This is a genomic window from Halorubrum halophilum, assembly GCF_000739595.1.
In the GTDB taxonomy this organism is placed as follows: Archaea; Halobacteriota; Halobacteria; order Halobacteriales; family Haloferacaceae; genus Halorubrum; species Halorubrum halophilum.
In genome coordinates, this window is sequence record NZ_BBJP01000067.1 from 1 (window position 1) to 17037 (window position 17037).

Genomic DNA, 17037 nt, shown 5'->3' on the forward strand with positions numbered 1-17037 from the left:
GACTTCGGGGTAAACTCATACTTCGATTTTAACAAGGGATAGGCTCTTACAGTTCATTTCAATACCGGAAGGAGAACGTGGTGATAAACTAAACGAACTATTTCAAATTCAGGATATCGATGACAAGCGAACCGCACTAAAGACTACATACAAGAAATACCAAGATATAGTTACTACACGTAAGGAGGATAGTAAAGATGCTGAAAAAAGATTTTTCGAGTTATTCGATGGTGAAGTGTCCACGTTAGAGAGAGCGCTTGAGATTGTTAACGAACACAGGAAGAACCAGCAAGTGGACACGGTTGACTCACTAGACGAAGATCTAACAAAAGGACTATCTATAGAAAAAGTAACAACACCAGCTCTTCTTCAGCCTGGTACCCAGGAAGTTCTAGCAGACATTGACGATTGGATTCACCACCGCTCCTCAGAACTGTTTGATATTGAAAAGGACTTGCGAAGAGATGTAAAAAACGTTGAAGAACAAGAGCATGCTAAGCGTGATCTTGATACAGTTGACCTCATTTCACGTGGGAAAGACCTGATTGAGGAATACGAAAATCAGTGTCCATTATGTTTGAAAGAGTGGGACAACGATGACTTACAGTCACATCTCGAAGACCGGCATCAACGTATCCAAGGTCTTCAATCACTCCGGGACAGCATCACATCAAAAAAGTCCGAACTAAGTACATCTCTCACGAGGTTTCAAAGTTTGTTAGAGCAGCTTGTGGCTGATATCGACGATGAACATCCTGAAGAGGCGACAACTCTCAACAAAGTCATTTCCGACATTGAAGAGTGGGAGTCAGACTTACAGACTGGATCCATGTCTGGGGTACCAGAGACACCAGAAGGTGCGGAGTACTCAATGCCACAACTATTTCCTAACAGACTAACTAAAGCTGTAAACAAGTTACAATCAAAGTCTGCCTCAAGTGAATCTACTACCGGACAACAAGATATTGAGTTCCTATCCCGAGCAGACGACCGTTACGAAACTGTAGTTAAAAAAGAGACTAGTTATACAGTAGCTAAACGCCGGAAGGAAGTTGCGGAATTGGTTTACCAAAACTTCCTGGATGCCCGTGAGCGGGTATTAGAGACTGTTTTTAATGAGATTCGTGATAAATTTGAGGATTACTATTCACAGCTTCACTCTGATTCAGAAGCAGAAGATTTCAATGCCCTTATCGAACCTACGGACACAGGTGTCCGTTTTGAAGCCACATTCCACGAAGAGGGCACACATGATCCCGACGCAATCCATAGTGAGGGGCACCGTGATAGCATGGGATTAGCCCTGTTTCTAGCAATATCCCATGTTGGGGGTGAAGCGATGGATATTCTGCTTTTGGATGACGTCGTAATGTCGATTGATTCGGGCCATCGTTCTGACATCGCATCCTTTTTATCGGATGAAATATCAGACAAATATCAAGTTTTGATCACTACACATGATAAAACGTGGGATCGACATCTTACCCAAACGCAATCCTTTAACAAGCAGGTCCGTTTCTCTAAGTGTTCGTTAGAAGCAGGCCCTCTCCCGGTTGGAGACATCAGTAATCCTTGGGAGCGCATTCAGCATCATATCGACGAAGACGATGTACCAGCTGCAGCAGCATGGATCAGAAAGACAGTCGAATGGTTTTCGCGAAAATCATGTCAGCACCTAGAAGCAGAAGTCCCATATCATGATCTGATCGAAGATGATCTGAATCCAGGATTCATCTTTGGGAAAGCAATTACCACCTACCGAAGTCGATTAGAAGATGGTCAAATCACACAGAGAACCGACTGGACTCAGAGTGAGATCGATGCCGAAAAAGATCGCCTCACCGATACCCTTCGAGATCGACAGCGTCACCTCCAATTTCTCAATTCTAACATCCACCATAATGAGCCAGAGGCGTCATTCTATACCGGAGAAGAGCTAGCCCACCAGAGAGAGGTATTTAAAAAGGCATACGAGTTACTCTACTGTACCGACTGTGATAGTTGGATCAAACAAGGTGACTGGGGAGTCTACTGCGGATGTGCGACTCGTGTTGAGGTAGAGCCCAATCACTAATTCAAGTCTCATTATACTCATCGGTTAGATTCGTTAGAAAGATTTCACCAGTTTCGCTAAGAGATACTTGAGGCGGTAGAGGATGTAGAAACAGCTCTTGAGAATCGCTGATAATCAGAATATAGTATCCTAACAAAGATTTAACCGATACCGCCGACTCCACGTGTTGTGCCATTTCCCCGCGCAAAATCAGCACGTCAACTCTACGACGAAGTCAAATCGTACGACCGAGTGATTACCCCAGACGGACCGCTCGCGAGTGCCCTCAACCGCCAGCTTGATCGGTCACACCTCGGTCCGTTTGCTATACCCCCACGTCGCCTTGCGGTCGGTCGCCGACAAGAATCCGAGGACCGCCTCGCGTTTCTCGGCATGATCGCAAATGAAGATATTTCGTGGAAACGGTGCGCCTACGCAGTCGGGAATATCCTCCAGTGTTGGGAACACCAAGGATCCCACGAGGCTATCTTCGAGTACGACGCCTACATCGACGAGGCTACCGAACGAGCTGTTGAGCGAATCGGTGACCTTGAGACGGCCTCGATGAAGCTCACAACCGACACTATCGATTCAGATCTCGATGTGGTCGTCGTCGAGCCGAAGATGCTTACACAACTCGAACGGGCGTATCTGCCTACTGAGTACGATACGGTCAGTCTCTTTGCCGACACAGAGTTTGAGCTGCCGCCGTTTCGCATTCATGATTCACCAACAGCGATCATCGAAACAGTGGTGAATGCGGTCACCGAGACAAACGCCGAAAACGTCGGGATCGTTCTCGATCAGGAAAGCGAGTACTCACCGCTCATTGAGTCCGCACTCGAGGCAGCCGACATCCCATTCTTCGGCGGACCGGGCTTTACTGATCGCAGCGAACACCGCTTGTTCCTTCATTTCCTCCGGACTGCCCACCGTGGAACTGACACTCGGATCAGCGAGATTCGGTCGCTGCTGACGGCCTTCGACTGTGATGTGGCCGACCGTGAGGCAGACAAGCGCCTCCACGAACTTGATAATGATGACCTTTCGTGGCTGATCGACTTCTGTCACGAGATCCAGGAGCACACGTTTTCAGACGCGCTCTCGGCGTTCGAACACCGTGCCGACGACACACTTGATGCCTTTCGAACGGAGCTAGAAGAGCTTGGGATCGCCGACGAGATCGTTACGGAAGCGCGCCTCGACGAGTTGTCGTTCTATCTTCAGACGTATGAGGTACCTGTCGACCGAGACAATGAAGGCGTCCTGCTCGCCGACGCGAAGTCGGCATCATACGTCGGCCGTGAGGTCGTCTTCTACCTGGGTCTCGATGATCGGTGGACTCACTCGGCACCGCGTCGTCCGTGGGTTGATCAGGATGCTCAGTTCACGCGGAATCTCAAGAGCTTCCAGTTGCTGTTACAGAGCGGGAGCCAGCAACACTATCTCGTTCAGGATGCGACCGGCGGATCGCCGGTTACCCCGTGTCTGTACTTCGAAGAACTCCTCGAGCAAGAGTACGATCGTTTCTCAGAACTCCCGTCTACCACCCATCAACTCCGATCTGAACCACATGATGGGGCTGTATTCAACACAGAGTCAGTTGACGTGTCTCCTGAACCAGTCGAGACGATCAGTAAGTCGAGTCTCAACACCTACGTGAACTCACCGCGAGATTACTACTTCAGCCGGATCGTCGACGGCCCAGAGAAAGAGTATCTCACTGAAGGCAACCTGTTCCATGACTTTGCGGAGTTCTACGTCACCCATCCTGCGGTCGTCGACGACGCGGCGCTGACAGAAGTCGTTGACCTCATGCTTGATGAAGTCCGTCCGCTGATCCGCTCCGTTGATGAACAGACTCGCCGCACTGAGTACCGTGTTAGCCTCGAAACAATCGTCTCGTACCTCGACGACAACCCCCCGAAAGACGGAGCGTTCCTCACGCCCTCCAGCAGTACTGAGAACGCTATTGCCGACTACTTCGGGTGCGATATCGAGTCGCCGGTAACTGAACGCCGGTTTGTTGATGAGGATCTTGGTATCAACGGAATGATCGACCTTGTCCAGTCGCAAACCGAGCTGCTGGATTACAAAAGCGGGAGTGAGAACGACGCCAATTCAATTGTCCAAGACGCCGCGATTGACGAACCATCCGACGAACCGGATTTCCAAGCATTGCTATATCTCACCTACTGGCGCTCACAAACGCCCGCTCAACAGCTCTCGTTCACGTTCTTTTACGTCACTGAACTCGTCGACGACGCCGTCGCCGGTGACATCGATATCGACGACGCGCTGACGACAGTGACATACTATCCCGGATCTCTCACAGATCACGTCCGAACAGAGGAGTTCTTCGAGTACCTTCGTGAGGAGGGGGCGAACAAGTGCCAGAAGATTCTCTCGAAGATCGACTATCAGACGTACGCTGCTCTCTTCGATGCCGCACCACTCGTTGAGACAACTGACAGCGACGAACTCATCGAGTCAGAGTTCGGCCGGACGATGATTGAACGATTCGAGGCAGAGATTGGAGAGTACAAGTACGTAAAGACGGGGAGCAAACAGGTTATGCGGGAAATCGCCCGCCAACAGAAAGGTGCGTTCTTTAAACCTGACCTGGATGCGTTTGAGTCGTTTGTTGAGGAGCGACTGACAGAGCTCAACCGACGTCGTACGGGTGACGAGCCGTTCCCCATCGAGGGGCTTGCCGGCGAGCCGAATTACCGGCGGGTGGATAATCGTGATTTGCTCTTGGAGGGTGAACAATGAGCGACGTTACGCCAAACCCGGAGCAACGCGACCTCATTGAGTCAACCGACGGCCTGTACCTCGTCGACGCTGGTGCTGGCACCGGGAAGACCTTTACTGTCACCCGGCGGTATGCGAACATCGTCGATCAGGACGGGATCGATCCGTCTGATGTCCTGTTGGTCACATTCACGAACAACGCAGCTGAGGAGATGCGAGAACGGATCGTGCGGAACAGCGAGTACGGAATGCGGGAGCTCTCGAACGCCCCGATCCAGACGTTCCACTCGTTGGCACACGATATCCTCGATGAGCACGGCCATGATGCTCCGACATATCTCGGCGTGGAGGAGACGATTACCGGCTCGACGCGGATCATCGAAGACGATATCATCGAACAGGCGCTGTTTCGAGAGTTCATCGGCCAGTTCATCGACTCGCACCCTGAGTACAACGAGTTCTTCACAGCGATCTCAGAAACGAAAGAACTGCTCGATCTCATCAAAGAGCTTTCTGCGAAGGGTGTCTTTCCCACCGAAACCGGCTGGTACCGCGACGGTGAATCACACCTTGACGGTGACTTTGCGGCGTTTGAGACGCTGTTCGCCGATATAAATCAACCTCGAAACGGCGGCAGCAAGCAGTCGAAGCTCCGGTCGAAGCTCAGCAAATATGGGAAAGAGAAGACCTACCTCCCAGAGGCACCTGAGAGATGGGAGCTTCGCGGGAACGGCAAACAGATTCCAGCGGATGTCGCTGGACGCGTTTTCGAGGACGATCGAACAGCACTCAAGCAGTTCGTCCACGATGTGTATCACGCCTACCTTGAGTTTGCGCTTCGACGGAACTACCTGAACTTCGGGTTCCTTCAGCTGTTTGCGTTCGTCCTTCTGTGTGAAGACCACGATCTTCGAGAGCGACTGGGCTACGAGTATGTGATGGTCGACGAGTTTCAGGACTCCAGTGAGATCCAGTTCAAACTCATGCTTCTTCTGGCCGGCACAGAGAATATCTGTGTGGTCGGTGACTGGAAGCAAAGCATCTACAGCTTCCAATACGCCGACGTCGACAACATCCGAGAGTTCGACGAGCGACTCGACCAGTTCGCCGAAGAGCTGAATCGGGACGCAGATCGCGTCACATTCCCGACGACGATGGTTGCCAGCAAACAACTGACACGGAACTACCGGTCGACCCAATCTATCCTAAGGTTCTCGACACAGGCGCTGACGGCTCGTGCGACGAACAGTGAGTTACTCGATGTTGAGGCAATCTCCGAGGCGGTCACACGGTTGAAGGCGGACACAGACCATGACGAGAGCCGTATCGAGGCGCTCACGAGTGAGGATGAACACGAGGCGATTCTCGCGAAAATCGACGACATCGTCGACAATGATGACTACGCCGTTGAGGGTGACGATGGCGAGTACCGCGCGCCGACGTACGGTGATATCGCCGTATTGACCCGAACCCGCGATTTCGGACGGGACATACTCGACACGGCAAGCGAATACAACCTGCCGATGGCCTACGAGGGAGGGATCGAGGTCTTCCGAACCGATGCTGCGAAATTGCTGTTAGCGTGGCTCCGCATCCTCGAACGTGACGCCGACCGTGGTTGGGCACTCGTCTTAGAAGAGGCCGGATACACAATCGACGAGGTGAAAGCGATCACCGATCGCGGGGCGTACCCTGAAGCGATGGTTACCTTCCGTGAAAACCTTCGGGAGATGGAGACATTCGGGGGTGTCGCCCGTCGCGTGTTCGATCGGTACGACCGGAGTGGTCCAACCGCGGACGTTGTCCTTGACACTATTCAGTCGGTCCACGGGACGACAACGTTCACTCGTGGAGAGCTCATCCAGTTTATCGAAGCCGCGATCGAAGACGGCAGCACCCATGAGGTCGACGCTGGTGCGGGAACGAATGCGGTGACTGTTCAGACCATCCACGCAACGAAAGGGCTCGAATATCCGATTGTCATCCTCGCGAATATGAACACGAACAAGTTCCCATCAACCGGTGGCAGCGGGAGCGATATCGCGTACACAGACCCAATCGGACTCCGACAGCGAAAGGTGTACTCTGCGGAGGCTCACGATGTCCCACACGTCTACGACAACTGGCAGACAGACGTTCTCAATAAGTGTCTCTCCCAGAACTACGATGAGGAACGCCGACTGCTCTACGTGGCTATTACGCGTGCTGAGAGCCACGTCATTCTAACCGGCGGTGAGAATCCAAATGTGTTCCTCGACGAACTCCCCGTTAATATCGAAACAGTCGATCCAGATCTGTCGTCCTTCAGCGCAGTAGATGACGAGTCTTCACCATTTACGGTTGACATTCCAGATCCAGATGGGCCAGCAAGCTATTCCCCGCATACGTTCATCGACGATGCCGTTTTCGAAGGGGACACCGGTGGTCGAGGAATGGAATTTGGGTCGGAGGTCCACGAGTTCGCAGAGCGATATGTGCTTGATGAGGGTGTCGACACCGGCGGCGACCCTGATAAGGAGAATGTGAAGGAATTCTTAGATTCACTTGATGGTAAGAAAATCGCCGAGATTGACGCGTTCCTTCCGCTTACTGTCGATGACAAGGAGGTGACGATCGGTGGGGTCGTCGACTTGCTCCATATTACGCCTGACCAGGTTGATATCATCGACTACAAAACTGACCTCACTACCCACGCCGAAGACGAGTACGAGAAACAGCTCAGTATTTACTACCACGTCGTCGCCGACCAATATCCAGATCGGTCGGTCTCTGCTTCGATCTTCTACACCGATGGTGCTGACCGTCGCAGGGTCAACCATCTCAGCAAATCGGAACTCAAAGACCTGGTCCGAACACACCGTGCGTGACTCCTTCCACTCTTGAACGCTGAGAAAGCGTAGCTACCGACAAGAACGGACTCGTGGCCCTCTTAAGGAATTACTCGAGCGATTCGATGAGCGCGTCACTTCTACTGTTGAAGCCTACCTTTGGGCCCGTTCCGTCTCCCGGTACGTGACGCCGAGGTCGATGTCCTCGTACATCCGGTCGAGCATCGCCAGCCCCGACTGGAACTGGACGTAGTTCTCGCGCATATACTCGATTGTCTCTGTTCTCGGGATCACTGGGTACCCTTCGACGTGCTCGATATCGAGGGACGCGCGTGGCTCGAGGACGATCTGTAGCGGTCCGTCCAACTCGTCTCGGGGCTGTCGGTCAAATGCGGTCGAGAGGCCGAACCGCTCGAAAAACGCCTCCCAGGCGTCAACTTCCTGCTCACGAACAGCGAGGAATAGTGGATAGTCGTCGGGCTCGCGACCGACTTGGTAGCCCCCCTGAGTCCACACGTAGACGGCGTCGATCCGCGTGAACGCGAACGGCCAGTCGCCGAACTGCGGGATGACATAGGTCTCGTCGATGGAGGGTGGACTGACCCCGGCGCTGGCAGCGACGAGCTCGAGGGCTGCGTCGCGTACGCGCTCGTCGACGACAGTGAGGCCGTCGTCATAGGAGACGTAGCCTGCGTCTTCCAGCCGATTGACGGCCTGTCTCACCGTCTCGTACGGTGTGTGGAGGTGTTGGGCGACACGGCGGATGGAGTCACCACTCTCGATGGCGAGGATAATCTGCGCCGCCGTGTCGTCGAGCACTTCGTACATCTGGTAGTTACCGATAATACGGTAACAGACAAAAATCTCACTCGGCTGGTGATAATGACGATCCCTCCATCCGTCTCGAAGGTAGTCTTGAGCCCTGAAAAACAAAGATAACTGAAGTCACCACCCCGCCGGTACGCTTTTACCAGAACTGTAAACTACCCTACCCTACTCCCTCGGCGCTGTGCGCCTCGGTCCTTGAGGGTAGGGCTTTGATGTGGACTCCTGGCAATCAGTCGCCAGCAAGAGGCTGGTAACTCTCACCGTTCAGCGTCCCACCATTCACACGCACGTCTACTGGTGCGTCTCCGCTCCCCGACTTGGGCGAGGAACGGAGTTTGTGTTGTCGCTTCCGAGCGTACCGCACGCCAATATTCTTTGCCGCGTTGTAATCCGCGTTCACCTCGTACCCGCATTTCTGGCACTCGAAGTGTTCGCCGTGGCGGTTCCCGTCGTGCGTAAACCCACAGTCCATCCGAGAACAGCGTTGGGATGTGTGGGTCGGCTCGACCTGCTCTACGGAGACCCCCTGTTCAGGGGCTTTGTAGGAGACGTATTCAAACAGGCGTCGGAACGCCCAGACGTGGTGCCACTTCGCGTATGGAAGCCGCTCTCGAATGTCGCTCAAGTCCTCGAACGCGATTACGTCGCAGTCGTGTTCAACGGCTTCTGAGACGAGTTCGTTGGCGATTGTGTGGATGTACTGTTTGCGCCAGGCTTCTTCACGCTTTCCGAGGCGAAGCAGGGCCTTGTGTGCGGCCTGCGTGCCGCGCCGTTGCATCTCGCCACGTCGCTTCTCGAACTCACGACACCAGTGGTCGTAGTCGTCCCCCTGCCAAAAAGTGCCAGTTGAGGACACAGCGAGGCTGTTGACGCCGAGGTCGATACCGAGGACTGTTTGGTCGGAGTGCCCGGTATCTTCCGAAACCTCATCGTCACTGTGTATCCGCCGCGTCGAAATGTTGAGGTAGAACTCATCAGTGGTCGCGTCGTACCGAAGCGTACTCTCACGGAATTCGTAGTTCTCGGAGAGTACGTACCGCTCGTAGGGTGTCGGACTATCTGCCGGGAGAACGAACGACGGTTCGACTCGGCCCTCAACAGTTGCCAGCGACACCTTGTTGCGGTAGAAGGTCGCGCTCCGCGTGTCGTAGTCGATCGTTTCGGCGGTAAACGTCGGTTGAGAGACACGCTGTCCCTTCTTCCACCGTTTGACACACGCTTTGACGGCTTCGACAGCGCGTTTGATAGCGGCTTGAACAAGTTGGGCCTGTAGGTCTGTCTCCTCTCGAAGGTCGGCGTAGAGCGCGTCACGAACCTCTCGCTTGTTGGTCTTACACTCGGCGTAGGAGGTGTCGGACCAACAGTAGTCGGCGGTTCGGTTCGCGCAGTACAGGTATTGCTCGGCGGTTCGGTGGAGTGCATCGCGTTGCTCGTCGGAAACGACGAGTTTCACGACGGCAGTTCGACGCACACCCATAGTTTCAGAGAGTACCCGACGGTACTTATAAACATGGGAGTCGGTCGGTTGCAGTGTGGCGGTTGTGTCGTACCATGTCGGTTTCCTCCCCGACCTACTCGCTCACTCCGTTCGCTCCTTGAGGTCGGGGGCTCCACCTCGAAGATAACTGAGTCGGCTTTTCTATGCTCACCACACCGAACAGGGGACCAAGGCAAATTGACGACGGGGCGGTTTCCCAGCCAGCGCTGGATCTGCTGTACGCGATTGGCGAGTGGTACAACGGCGCTGAGTTCCATCGGGATGGGCAGTTGCTCTCGATCGCGACCTCACAGCCGCCGAAGCTTCAGACACTAATCGAATGTGGCGACAATTTTTGGGACTACCGCTACGCGGACGCGTTCCATGAGTTAGAATTTCTCGGCTGGGTTTGCGGGAGTGAGGACCCCGAGTGGATCCTGTCCAAGCCCGTGAAGTGGGCTCCGACGCGCCAAGGTCAGGCGGCGATTGGTGATTTCTTCCGCGAGGAGTTTATCGAGAAGTACGAAGGAATCATCCGCTCTGGCGGCGGGCTCGTCGGGTACTTGGACGAGATGCTGACGCACCGGACGGGCGTGGAGCTCTGTCACTTTGCTGGTGGACACGAAAGCTACGCAACAGGATACTTCAACGATCACCCGTGGGAGAATATTGAGGTGTACTCAGGCGATCGCAGACACGCTCGGCCGGATGTCGCCACTGCTGACAAGTGGACCAGCTGGGAAGTCATCACTAGCGACGACGATCTCGTCGAGACCGCCGAGAAGTTGATGCGGGTTCGCGGCCAGTACGAATACGTTCGCTGGCTCTTCGACACGCGAGAGACTGCCTTCCGTGTGCTGTCGTTCTTCCATGAATCGGACATCACCGACATCCAGATCGTGAACGCGCCGTACGACAATCCCGAGAACTACTCACTCCAAATCGGTCAGGACTTTCTCAAGCGCAGTCGCGAGGACGATGCGTACTGCGTGAACGGTATCGACCAACTCGAAACGCTCCAGTCCCTCTGGGACCAAAAAGAGCACTTCGCCCAGACCTACAACCAAAAATCGCCGACCAAATCCACCCTGTGAACTACCCTCTCCTACTCGCTCACGGTTGGGGCTGTTCGCTCCTTGAGGGATAGGCTTCCTGCTTTCACGACGCTCTTTGTGGACCGCCTCGGGGTCAAGCCCCGAGGCACTCGGCCTGCTCCGCCTGTAGACATAACTGTGTCCGTAGGGAGTGCAGTCTCCACAGACGTTCCTTCGGAGTGTCCCACTCCTAGTTGTCAACTACCCCACCCTACTTCTCTCAGTCTCTCGACTTCGCTCGTTGAGAGAAGGGCTTGTCCGTGAGATCGGCCTCGAACCTGTCCGGGTGGGCGGTGAATCCGAATCGGGATGTCCGCGAGTTTCGAGAGTGACAGCACAGTTTGACCGCCCTTCTTGTCGAGCTTGAAGCCAGCCTGACTGTATTTCATATAATTGTCTATTTCTCGGTTCTTCCAGACTAGACCCTGTTCCGGAATCCAGTTTTGGTATAGGAGGGGGTGTGGGGGGGTCTATGAATAATGGAAGCGGCCGAAAGGTGGGGGTGGGGGGGTCGCGGAATCGTCCCGTTAGACTCCGCCAAACCACGATATTAGACACGAGAGGCTCTCAAACACTCATATTCAAAAATCTATCTTTAAAACCAAGGTTTTTTATAGAATACACGCGAACAGTATCCGTGATGAGTTATAATCGGGTTGTATAGCCAACAACACGATTAGTGTGTGACAGAACCACATCACCGTGAGATCTAAGTCGGTCTTCTTCCGAGTTCTATGGTTGTGGCGTCTCTCCCGTGGAATCGTCCGCGTTATCTGAGTCGCATCTGCCGAGAGGGGGGTACCTTCTCAGCCCGTTCCATTATTCATAGACCCCCTCCCCCACCCTTACCCATCTTTGATCTGTTTCGAGAATATCTCCCGGACAAATTCTCTCAAATATTCTGTCGAGGATCTGTGAGTTAGTGTGAAATACAACCTCATCGAGAGAGTCGCGTAGCTTTACACCCCACCAGCGTCGACTGTGACCATGGAATCGCCACGAAAACTCACTACTCTTCTTATCATCGCCGGGATGGTCGTCCTCGCCGGATGTACCGGCGGGATATCTGGTGACCCAGCTCCTGCTGATCCGGAACCAGCCAACGGTTCGCCAACCGTCACAACCAACGGGAGCGTTGAGGTCCACTACATCAACGTCGGCCAATCGGTCAGCACGCTCATCACGAGCCCAAACGGCGACACGATGCTCGTCGATACGGGCCACTATAACGACGACGGCGAGCACGTCCTGGCGTATCTCCAACGTCACGATATTTCCCGGATCGACCACCTCGTAACATCGCATAGTGACGCGGATCACATCGGTGGAAACGCTGCTATCATCGAGTACTACGAAACGGAGGCCGACGGGATCGGGGCGGTGTACGACCCCGGTATCGCGTCAAGCACACAAACCTACGCCGAGTATCTCGACGCGATCGAAGCACACGACGTGACACTGTACGAAACACGCGAAGGCGACACGATCGACTTTGGCGATGTCGACGTCGATGTCCTCGGCCCACCGGACCCGTACCTCGAAAACGAAGATCGCAACGAGAACAGCATTGTCCTCAAGCTCACCCACGGCGAAACGAGCTTCCTGCTCTCAGGCGATGCCGAGGACGATCAGGAAGCATATCTCGTCGACGAATACGGGTCAGAGCTGGAGTCGACAATTCTGAAAGCCGGCCACCACGGCTCTGCGAGCTCGTCAAGTGGAGCGTTTCTTGATGCGGTCGATCCGCAAGCAGTCGTAATCTCGAGCGCGTATGATTCCCAATACGGACATCCCCACGAGGAGGTCCTCGAACGACTCGCTGAGCGTTCACACCCAGCGTATTGGACCGCCACGCACGGCAACATCGTCTTAACTAGCGACGGACAGAACGTTACTGTCCAAACCCAGCGAGACGCCCCGACTGATCCGAGTACGCTCCGTGAGGGCGATCCGATCGACGTTGGAGTGCCTGACGCTGTTAATGACCGTGCCCGCATTGAGAGCGATGGGACAACCAGTATCGACACTGGTAGCAACGACACTCCCGATGACACGGACAGCGAGACAGATGAGACGACAGCTGAAGCCGCCCTGACAGTCGCCGATATCCATGCGGATGCGGCTGGTGATGACCGTGATAATCTGAACGACGAATACGTTGTCTTCGAGAACACCGGTAACGAGACGCTGGATCTGTCTGGCTGGACGATCGAAGACGAAGCAGGTCAGAGTTATACTGTTCCCGAGGGGTTCGAGCTTGCTGCCGGTGAAACAGTGACACTACACACAGGAAGTGGAACAAGTACAACTACTGAGTTGTACTGGGGTTCTGGCTCACCGATTTGGAACAACGACGGGGATACCGTGATCGTCAGTACTCCTAACGGGGAGCGCGTCCTAGAGGAGACATATTCATGACCGATTTAGTTGATCTGGACAAGGGAGAATACACAGCCGTTGTGGACTCGATCGAAGATGGGTTCGCTACCGTGTTTTTCGAACGAGACGGCGAGGAGGTGGGGAATGCTATCTTGGAAGCTGATCGGCTCCCTGAGGACGGGAACCACGCCGATGCGATTCTCACAGTCACCGTCGTCGACGGCGATCTGGATACAGCGCAGTATGAACCCGAGCGAACCACAAAGCGATCAGAGGCAGCACAGAACCGATTTGATCAGCTCTCAAAACGCCCGCCTTCGGAGGATGAGTCGTAGATCACTCAGGTGATGTCCCGAGGTGGTTGCCCGGTTTCTCAGTCGATCGCTGGCCGACGTACTCCGCGATGAGCCCGAGTACAGTAACGATCATGCCGGTCGCAAACCCTGTTCCATGAGCGATCACGCTGACAAATCGCCCCGTTTCATCCAGTTGGACTTGGAATAGCTGCGAAAGGAGTACGACCACTACTACACAGCCAACTACGATAGGCAGGAGTCCATCACGCTGTGACCAGGCCCATGCCCGCCACGTCGGAATTTTTGGCCTGTTTCTGACAATCCGGATTCCGATCGCGAAGGCTGCAATCGTACAAAGGACGACAGCTACAGACGGAGACAGCACAGCAGACGTTATTGCGAGCGCGGAGAGCGCTCCGAGGACAATTGTTCCCGTCGTCGCGACGCCGGCGGCATAGCCATACATGGCGGTCGCTGTGCGGGCCAGTGAGACGTACAGCAATCCACCGAACGCACTCACGACCCCGGAAAATCCGCGTGCCGTCGTCGCGTCCGCAACAAGATTCCACTGAAGCTTCAACAGCCAGTAATCCACGAGTTTTGTCATCGGCGGCACGAACACGAGACACCCGACTACAGCGAACCAAAACGGACGTCGACGCCTCCAAGTCGTGGTGAGTGCGTACGCTGATGCTATCACGATCGCGTACCACGCTACGCTAGACGCGAGATGTGAAACGCTATCGTGGAGGATCGCCGCAGTCCAGGCCGAGACAACAGTGGGCTCGCCGTACGTGAACAGGAACTGCGAGCGGAGTGGTTCGGGGAGGAAGAAATGAACAACGATGAGAACACCAGCAACCCCAGAGAGTAGGGCAATCTCCATCGCGTCGGTTGAGGTTAGGGCTCCCTGTCGTCGAGACATTCACGCTGGGTTGTCTAGGAGCAAACAAAAAGGGACAGATCGGTCCACTCGTGGGGAGTTCGAATCTTTGGAAGTTGGGTGGCGATCGAGCACAATCTTAACCAACAAAGTAGAGAAAGGGCGCATGTTGGTTAATCGGACTAGTAGCCTACATCCACCGGAAACCTAGTGTGTTTGGCCCGCAAAGCCGCCAAAGGCTTAGGTTCAAGCCGGGTGAAATTCATTTGGAAGGAATACTGTCACAGAGGGTCAAGGAGGAAGCCCCGACTTCAGACGTGGGAGGAATCCGACACCCCCGAAACATACAGCGAGCGATAGCAGCCTGACTCCCCGGCACCAGCCGCAGAATATATAAATAAACTGTTCTACATGTGAAATACAGATGGAGGATATGATCCGTACCGTCAAAGTCAAACTCGACGTGCCAGACGGGCGGTACGACGACCTCCATCAGACAAAAGACCAGTTTCTCTACTGTGCGAACACGACCGCAGCGTGGGCGTGGCGACACCCGGACGAGCACTGCGTCACGTCGAAACAACAAGCCGAGAACGCGCTTTACGACCGGCTTCGGGACGAAACAGCGCTGACAGCGAACGTCGTTCAGAAGGGGATTCGACGTGCTATCGAGGCCACGAAAAGCGGTGTCGCCCGACTCAAAAAGGGCGAAACAACCAGCCAACCACAGTTCGACGCATGGAGCGTCGTTTACGACAAGCGCAGCGCAACGTTCCACCGCGACCACGTCTCCCTTTCAACGGTGAATGGGCGCGTCGAGTGTGAGTACGTACTTCCTGACGATCCTGAGGAGACACCGATCGGCGAGTACCTGCTGAACGAGGAGTACGAGTTCCGGATGTCCACGCTCCAGTACGACCGCTCTAGCGAGGCGTTCTATCTCCACGCGCGAATGCGCCGCACCACAGACAAGCATGAGCAGTCCACGACTGCTTCTAACGCCGAGCACAGAACAGTCCTTGGCGTTGACCTGAACGTGGACGGCTCGCTCGCCGTGACGTCGACCGGTGCGTTCATCGGGAACGCCGACGAGATCAACCATCGACGCCGCGAGTTCGAGAAGACGCGTGGATCGATGCAGCAGACAGGGACACGGTCGGCACACCTGTCGATCCAGTCGATGGACGATCGCGAACACCGCTGGATACAGGACGAACTCCACCGTGCTTCGAACCAGATTCTCGACGAAGCTCGCGATCACGGATGTACGCACGTCGCGTTCGAGAACTTGACCGATATCCGTGATCGGATGGCTGGTGCGAAGCGATTCCACGCGTGGGCGTTCCGACGCTTGTACGAGTACGTCGAGTACAAAGCCGAGCTGCTCGGTGTCGAGGTCGAGCAGGTGAGCCCGGCGTACACGAGCCAGCGGTGTTCGAAGTGTGGCTTTACACACGAGACGAATCGGGGGTCGAAACACCAGTTCACGTGCCAGAAGTGCGAGTACGAACTGAACGCGGACTACAACGCGAGCAAGAACATCGCTCGGAAACTCCTCAAACGACTCCATTCGGAGCAGAAGTCTTCGGATGGAGGCGCACCCTGTCAGTATGCGCTGAAGTCAGGGACGCTGACCCTGAATGGCGGATTCACCGCCACCGTCGATTCGACGGCAGAAGGGGAGTCCACTGACAAGCCCACGACTTCAGTCGTGGGTTACTGACACGCTCCTTCCACCCCTTCGCATGAACGCTGACGAATCGTCCCTCGGTCGGTGCCCGGAATGTGGTGAGGACATCTCGGAAGCGTGGATTCTTGTTGAGTACGAGAAAGAAGACGGCACCGAGGGGGTGTGGGCCGAGTGTCCGGCTTGTGAGGACGTTGTAGCCCCGGAGTAGAGAGACAGCAGAGTAATGTGTGATTCGCCGCGTATGCGGTGTACGGTCTAAAAATGGATATTTCAGATCAACTTCAGTGTCTGTTCTCAGGGAAAGTCGAAGAGCGTAACGGGTCATATATGATTGAGATACCGGAACAAGAGCTCCTGCTGGGGAACCTAGAGGCGGACGAAACGTACCGTATCGCTGTGTTGCCGTCACCCACGACCAGCGAGTCCACCACTACTGGCGCCGATCCACAGCCCGAGCAAGCGTCACAGACGCCCCCTGTTGAGAAAGGAGAACAACGCACAGTCGAGATCGAAGACATTGGTGACCAAGGCGACGGCATCACCCGAGTTGAGCGCGGGTTCGTCGTTATTGTTCCCGATACCAAACAGAGCGAGCGTGTCACTATCGAGATCACCGATGTCCGGGAGAATGTCGCCTTCGCGGAAGTTGTCGACCGCGTTAGCTACTACGAGTAGTTTACAGCGTCCATTCTCTTCGTCTGAGGACGTGGTCCGGGTGAGCGATACAGGAGATTCACTTATGTTGTTCCGTGGGG

12 protein-coding genes are annotated in these 17037 nt (G+C 54.7%); 9 read left to right on the plus strand and 3 right to left on the minus strand.

Translation table 11 applies throughout. The annotated features are described in order from the left end of the window. Positions 1 to 292: 292 nt before the first annotated feature. The 3 genes from ACP96_RS18860 (at position 293) to ACP96_RS15275 (ending at position 7674) form a co-directional block, all read left to right on the plus strand. Positions 293 to 2074 carry a hypothetical protein gene (locus ACP96_RS18860; protein WP_154020498.1) on the plus strand — a complete coding sequence of 594 codons (1782 nt, stop codon included), beginning with the start codon at positions 293 to 295 and terminating at the stop codon, positions 2072 to 2074. 168 nt (positions 2075 to 2242) lie between these two features. Then, positions 2243 to 4828 (plus strand): PD-(D/E)XK nuclease family protein, encoded by a 2586-nt coding sequence (locus ACP96_RS15270; protein WP_050033973.1) that lies wholly within the window; start codon positions 2243 to 2245, stop codon positions 4826 to 4828. After that, the gene (locus ACP96_RS15275; protein ID WP_050033974.1) at positions 4825 to 7674 is read left to right on the plus strand and encodes a UvrD-helicase domain-containing protein; all 2850 of its coding nucleotides are present in this window, start codon (positions 4825 to 4827) and stop codon (positions 7672 to 7674) included. Before ACP96_RS15270 ends, ACP96_RS15275 begins: the two co-directional genes overlap by 4 nt. Before the next feature lie 114 nt (positions 7675 to 7788). On the opposite strand, the gene ACP96_RS15280 is transcribed toward ACP96_RS15275, so the two are convergent. Both ACP96_RS15280 and ACP96_RS15285 read right to left on the minus strand, forming a co-directional pair. Beyond that, complete coding sequence (locus tag ACP96_RS15280) at positions 7789 to 8463, minus strand: helix-turn-helix domain-containing protein (protein ID WP_050033975.1); 675 nt, start codon at positions 8461 to 8463, stop codon at positions 7789 to 7791. 229 nt (positions 8464 to 8692) lie between these two features. Further along, positions 8693 to 9940, minus strand: coding sequence for an RNA-guided endonuclease InsQ/TnpB family protein (locus ACP96_RS15285; RefSeq protein WP_050033976.1), 1248 nt, complete (start codon positions 9938 to 9940; stop codon positions 8693 to 8695). Between the two features lie 164 nt (positions 9941 to 10104). Between ACP96_RS15285 and ACP96_RS15290 the strand changes: the two genes are divergently transcribed. The 3 genes from ACP96_RS15290 (at position 10105) to ACP96_RS15300 (ending at position 13748) form a co-directional block, all read left to right on the plus strand. After that, complete coding sequence (locus tag ACP96_RS15290; protein WP_050033977.1) at positions 10105 to 11034, plus strand: hypothetical protein; 930 nt, start codon at positions 10105 to 10107, stop codon at positions 11032 to 11034. Between the two features lie 987 nt (positions 11035 to 12021). Further along, positions 12022 to 13452 carry a lamin tail domain-containing protein gene (locus ACP96_RS15295; RefSeq protein ID WP_050033978.1) on the plus strand — a complete coding sequence of 477 codons (1431 nt, stop codon included), beginning with the start codon at positions 12022 to 12024 and terminating at the stop codon, positions 13450 to 13452. Then, positions 13449 to 13748 carry a DUF3006 family protein gene (locus tag ACP96_RS15300; RefSeq protein ID WP_050033979.1) on the plus strand — a complete coding sequence of 100 codons (300 nt, stop codon included), beginning with the start codon at positions 13449 to 13451 and terminating at the stop codon, positions 13746 to 13748. Before ACP96_RS15295 ends, ACP96_RS15300 begins: the two co-directional genes overlap by 4 nt. 1 nt (position 13749) lies before the next feature. On the opposite strand, the gene ACP96_RS15305 is transcribed toward ACP96_RS15300, so the two are convergent. Beyond that, the gene (locus ACP96_RS15305; protein WP_050033980.1) at positions 13750 to 14634 is read right to left on the minus strand and encodes a hypothetical protein; all 885 of its coding nucleotides are present in this window, start codon (positions 14632 to 14634) and stop codon (positions 13750 to 13752) included. Between the two features lie 382 nt (positions 14635 to 15016). Between ACP96_RS15305 and ACP96_RS15310 the strand changes: the two genes are divergently transcribed. The 3 genes from ACP96_RS15310 (at position 15017) to ACP96_RS15315 (ending at position 16957) form a co-directional block, all read left to right on the plus strand. Continuing rightward, positions 15017 to 16315: an RNA-guided endonuclease InsQ/TnpB family protein gene (locus tag ACP96_RS15310; RefSeq protein WP_050033981.1), complete on the plus strand. Its 1299-nt coding sequence runs from the start codon at positions 15017 to 15019 to the stop codon at positions 16313 to 16315. 22 nt (positions 16316 to 16337) lie between these two features. Continuing rightward, a complete protein-coding gene (locus ACP96_RS19380; protein WP_202593976.1) occupies positions 16338 to 16490 on the plus strand; it encodes a DUF7837 family putative zinc-binding protein in 153 nt (50 codons plus the stop codon). A gap of 119 nt (positions 16491 to 16609) precedes the next feature. Beyond that, the gene (locus tag ACP96_RS15315) at positions 16610 to 16957 is read left to right on the plus strand and encodes a TRAM domain-containing protein (RefSeq protein ID WP_050033988.1); all 348 of its coding nucleotides are present in this window, start codon (positions 16610 to 16612) and stop codon (positions 16955 to 16957) included. Positions 16958 to 17037: the final 80 nt, after the last annotated feature.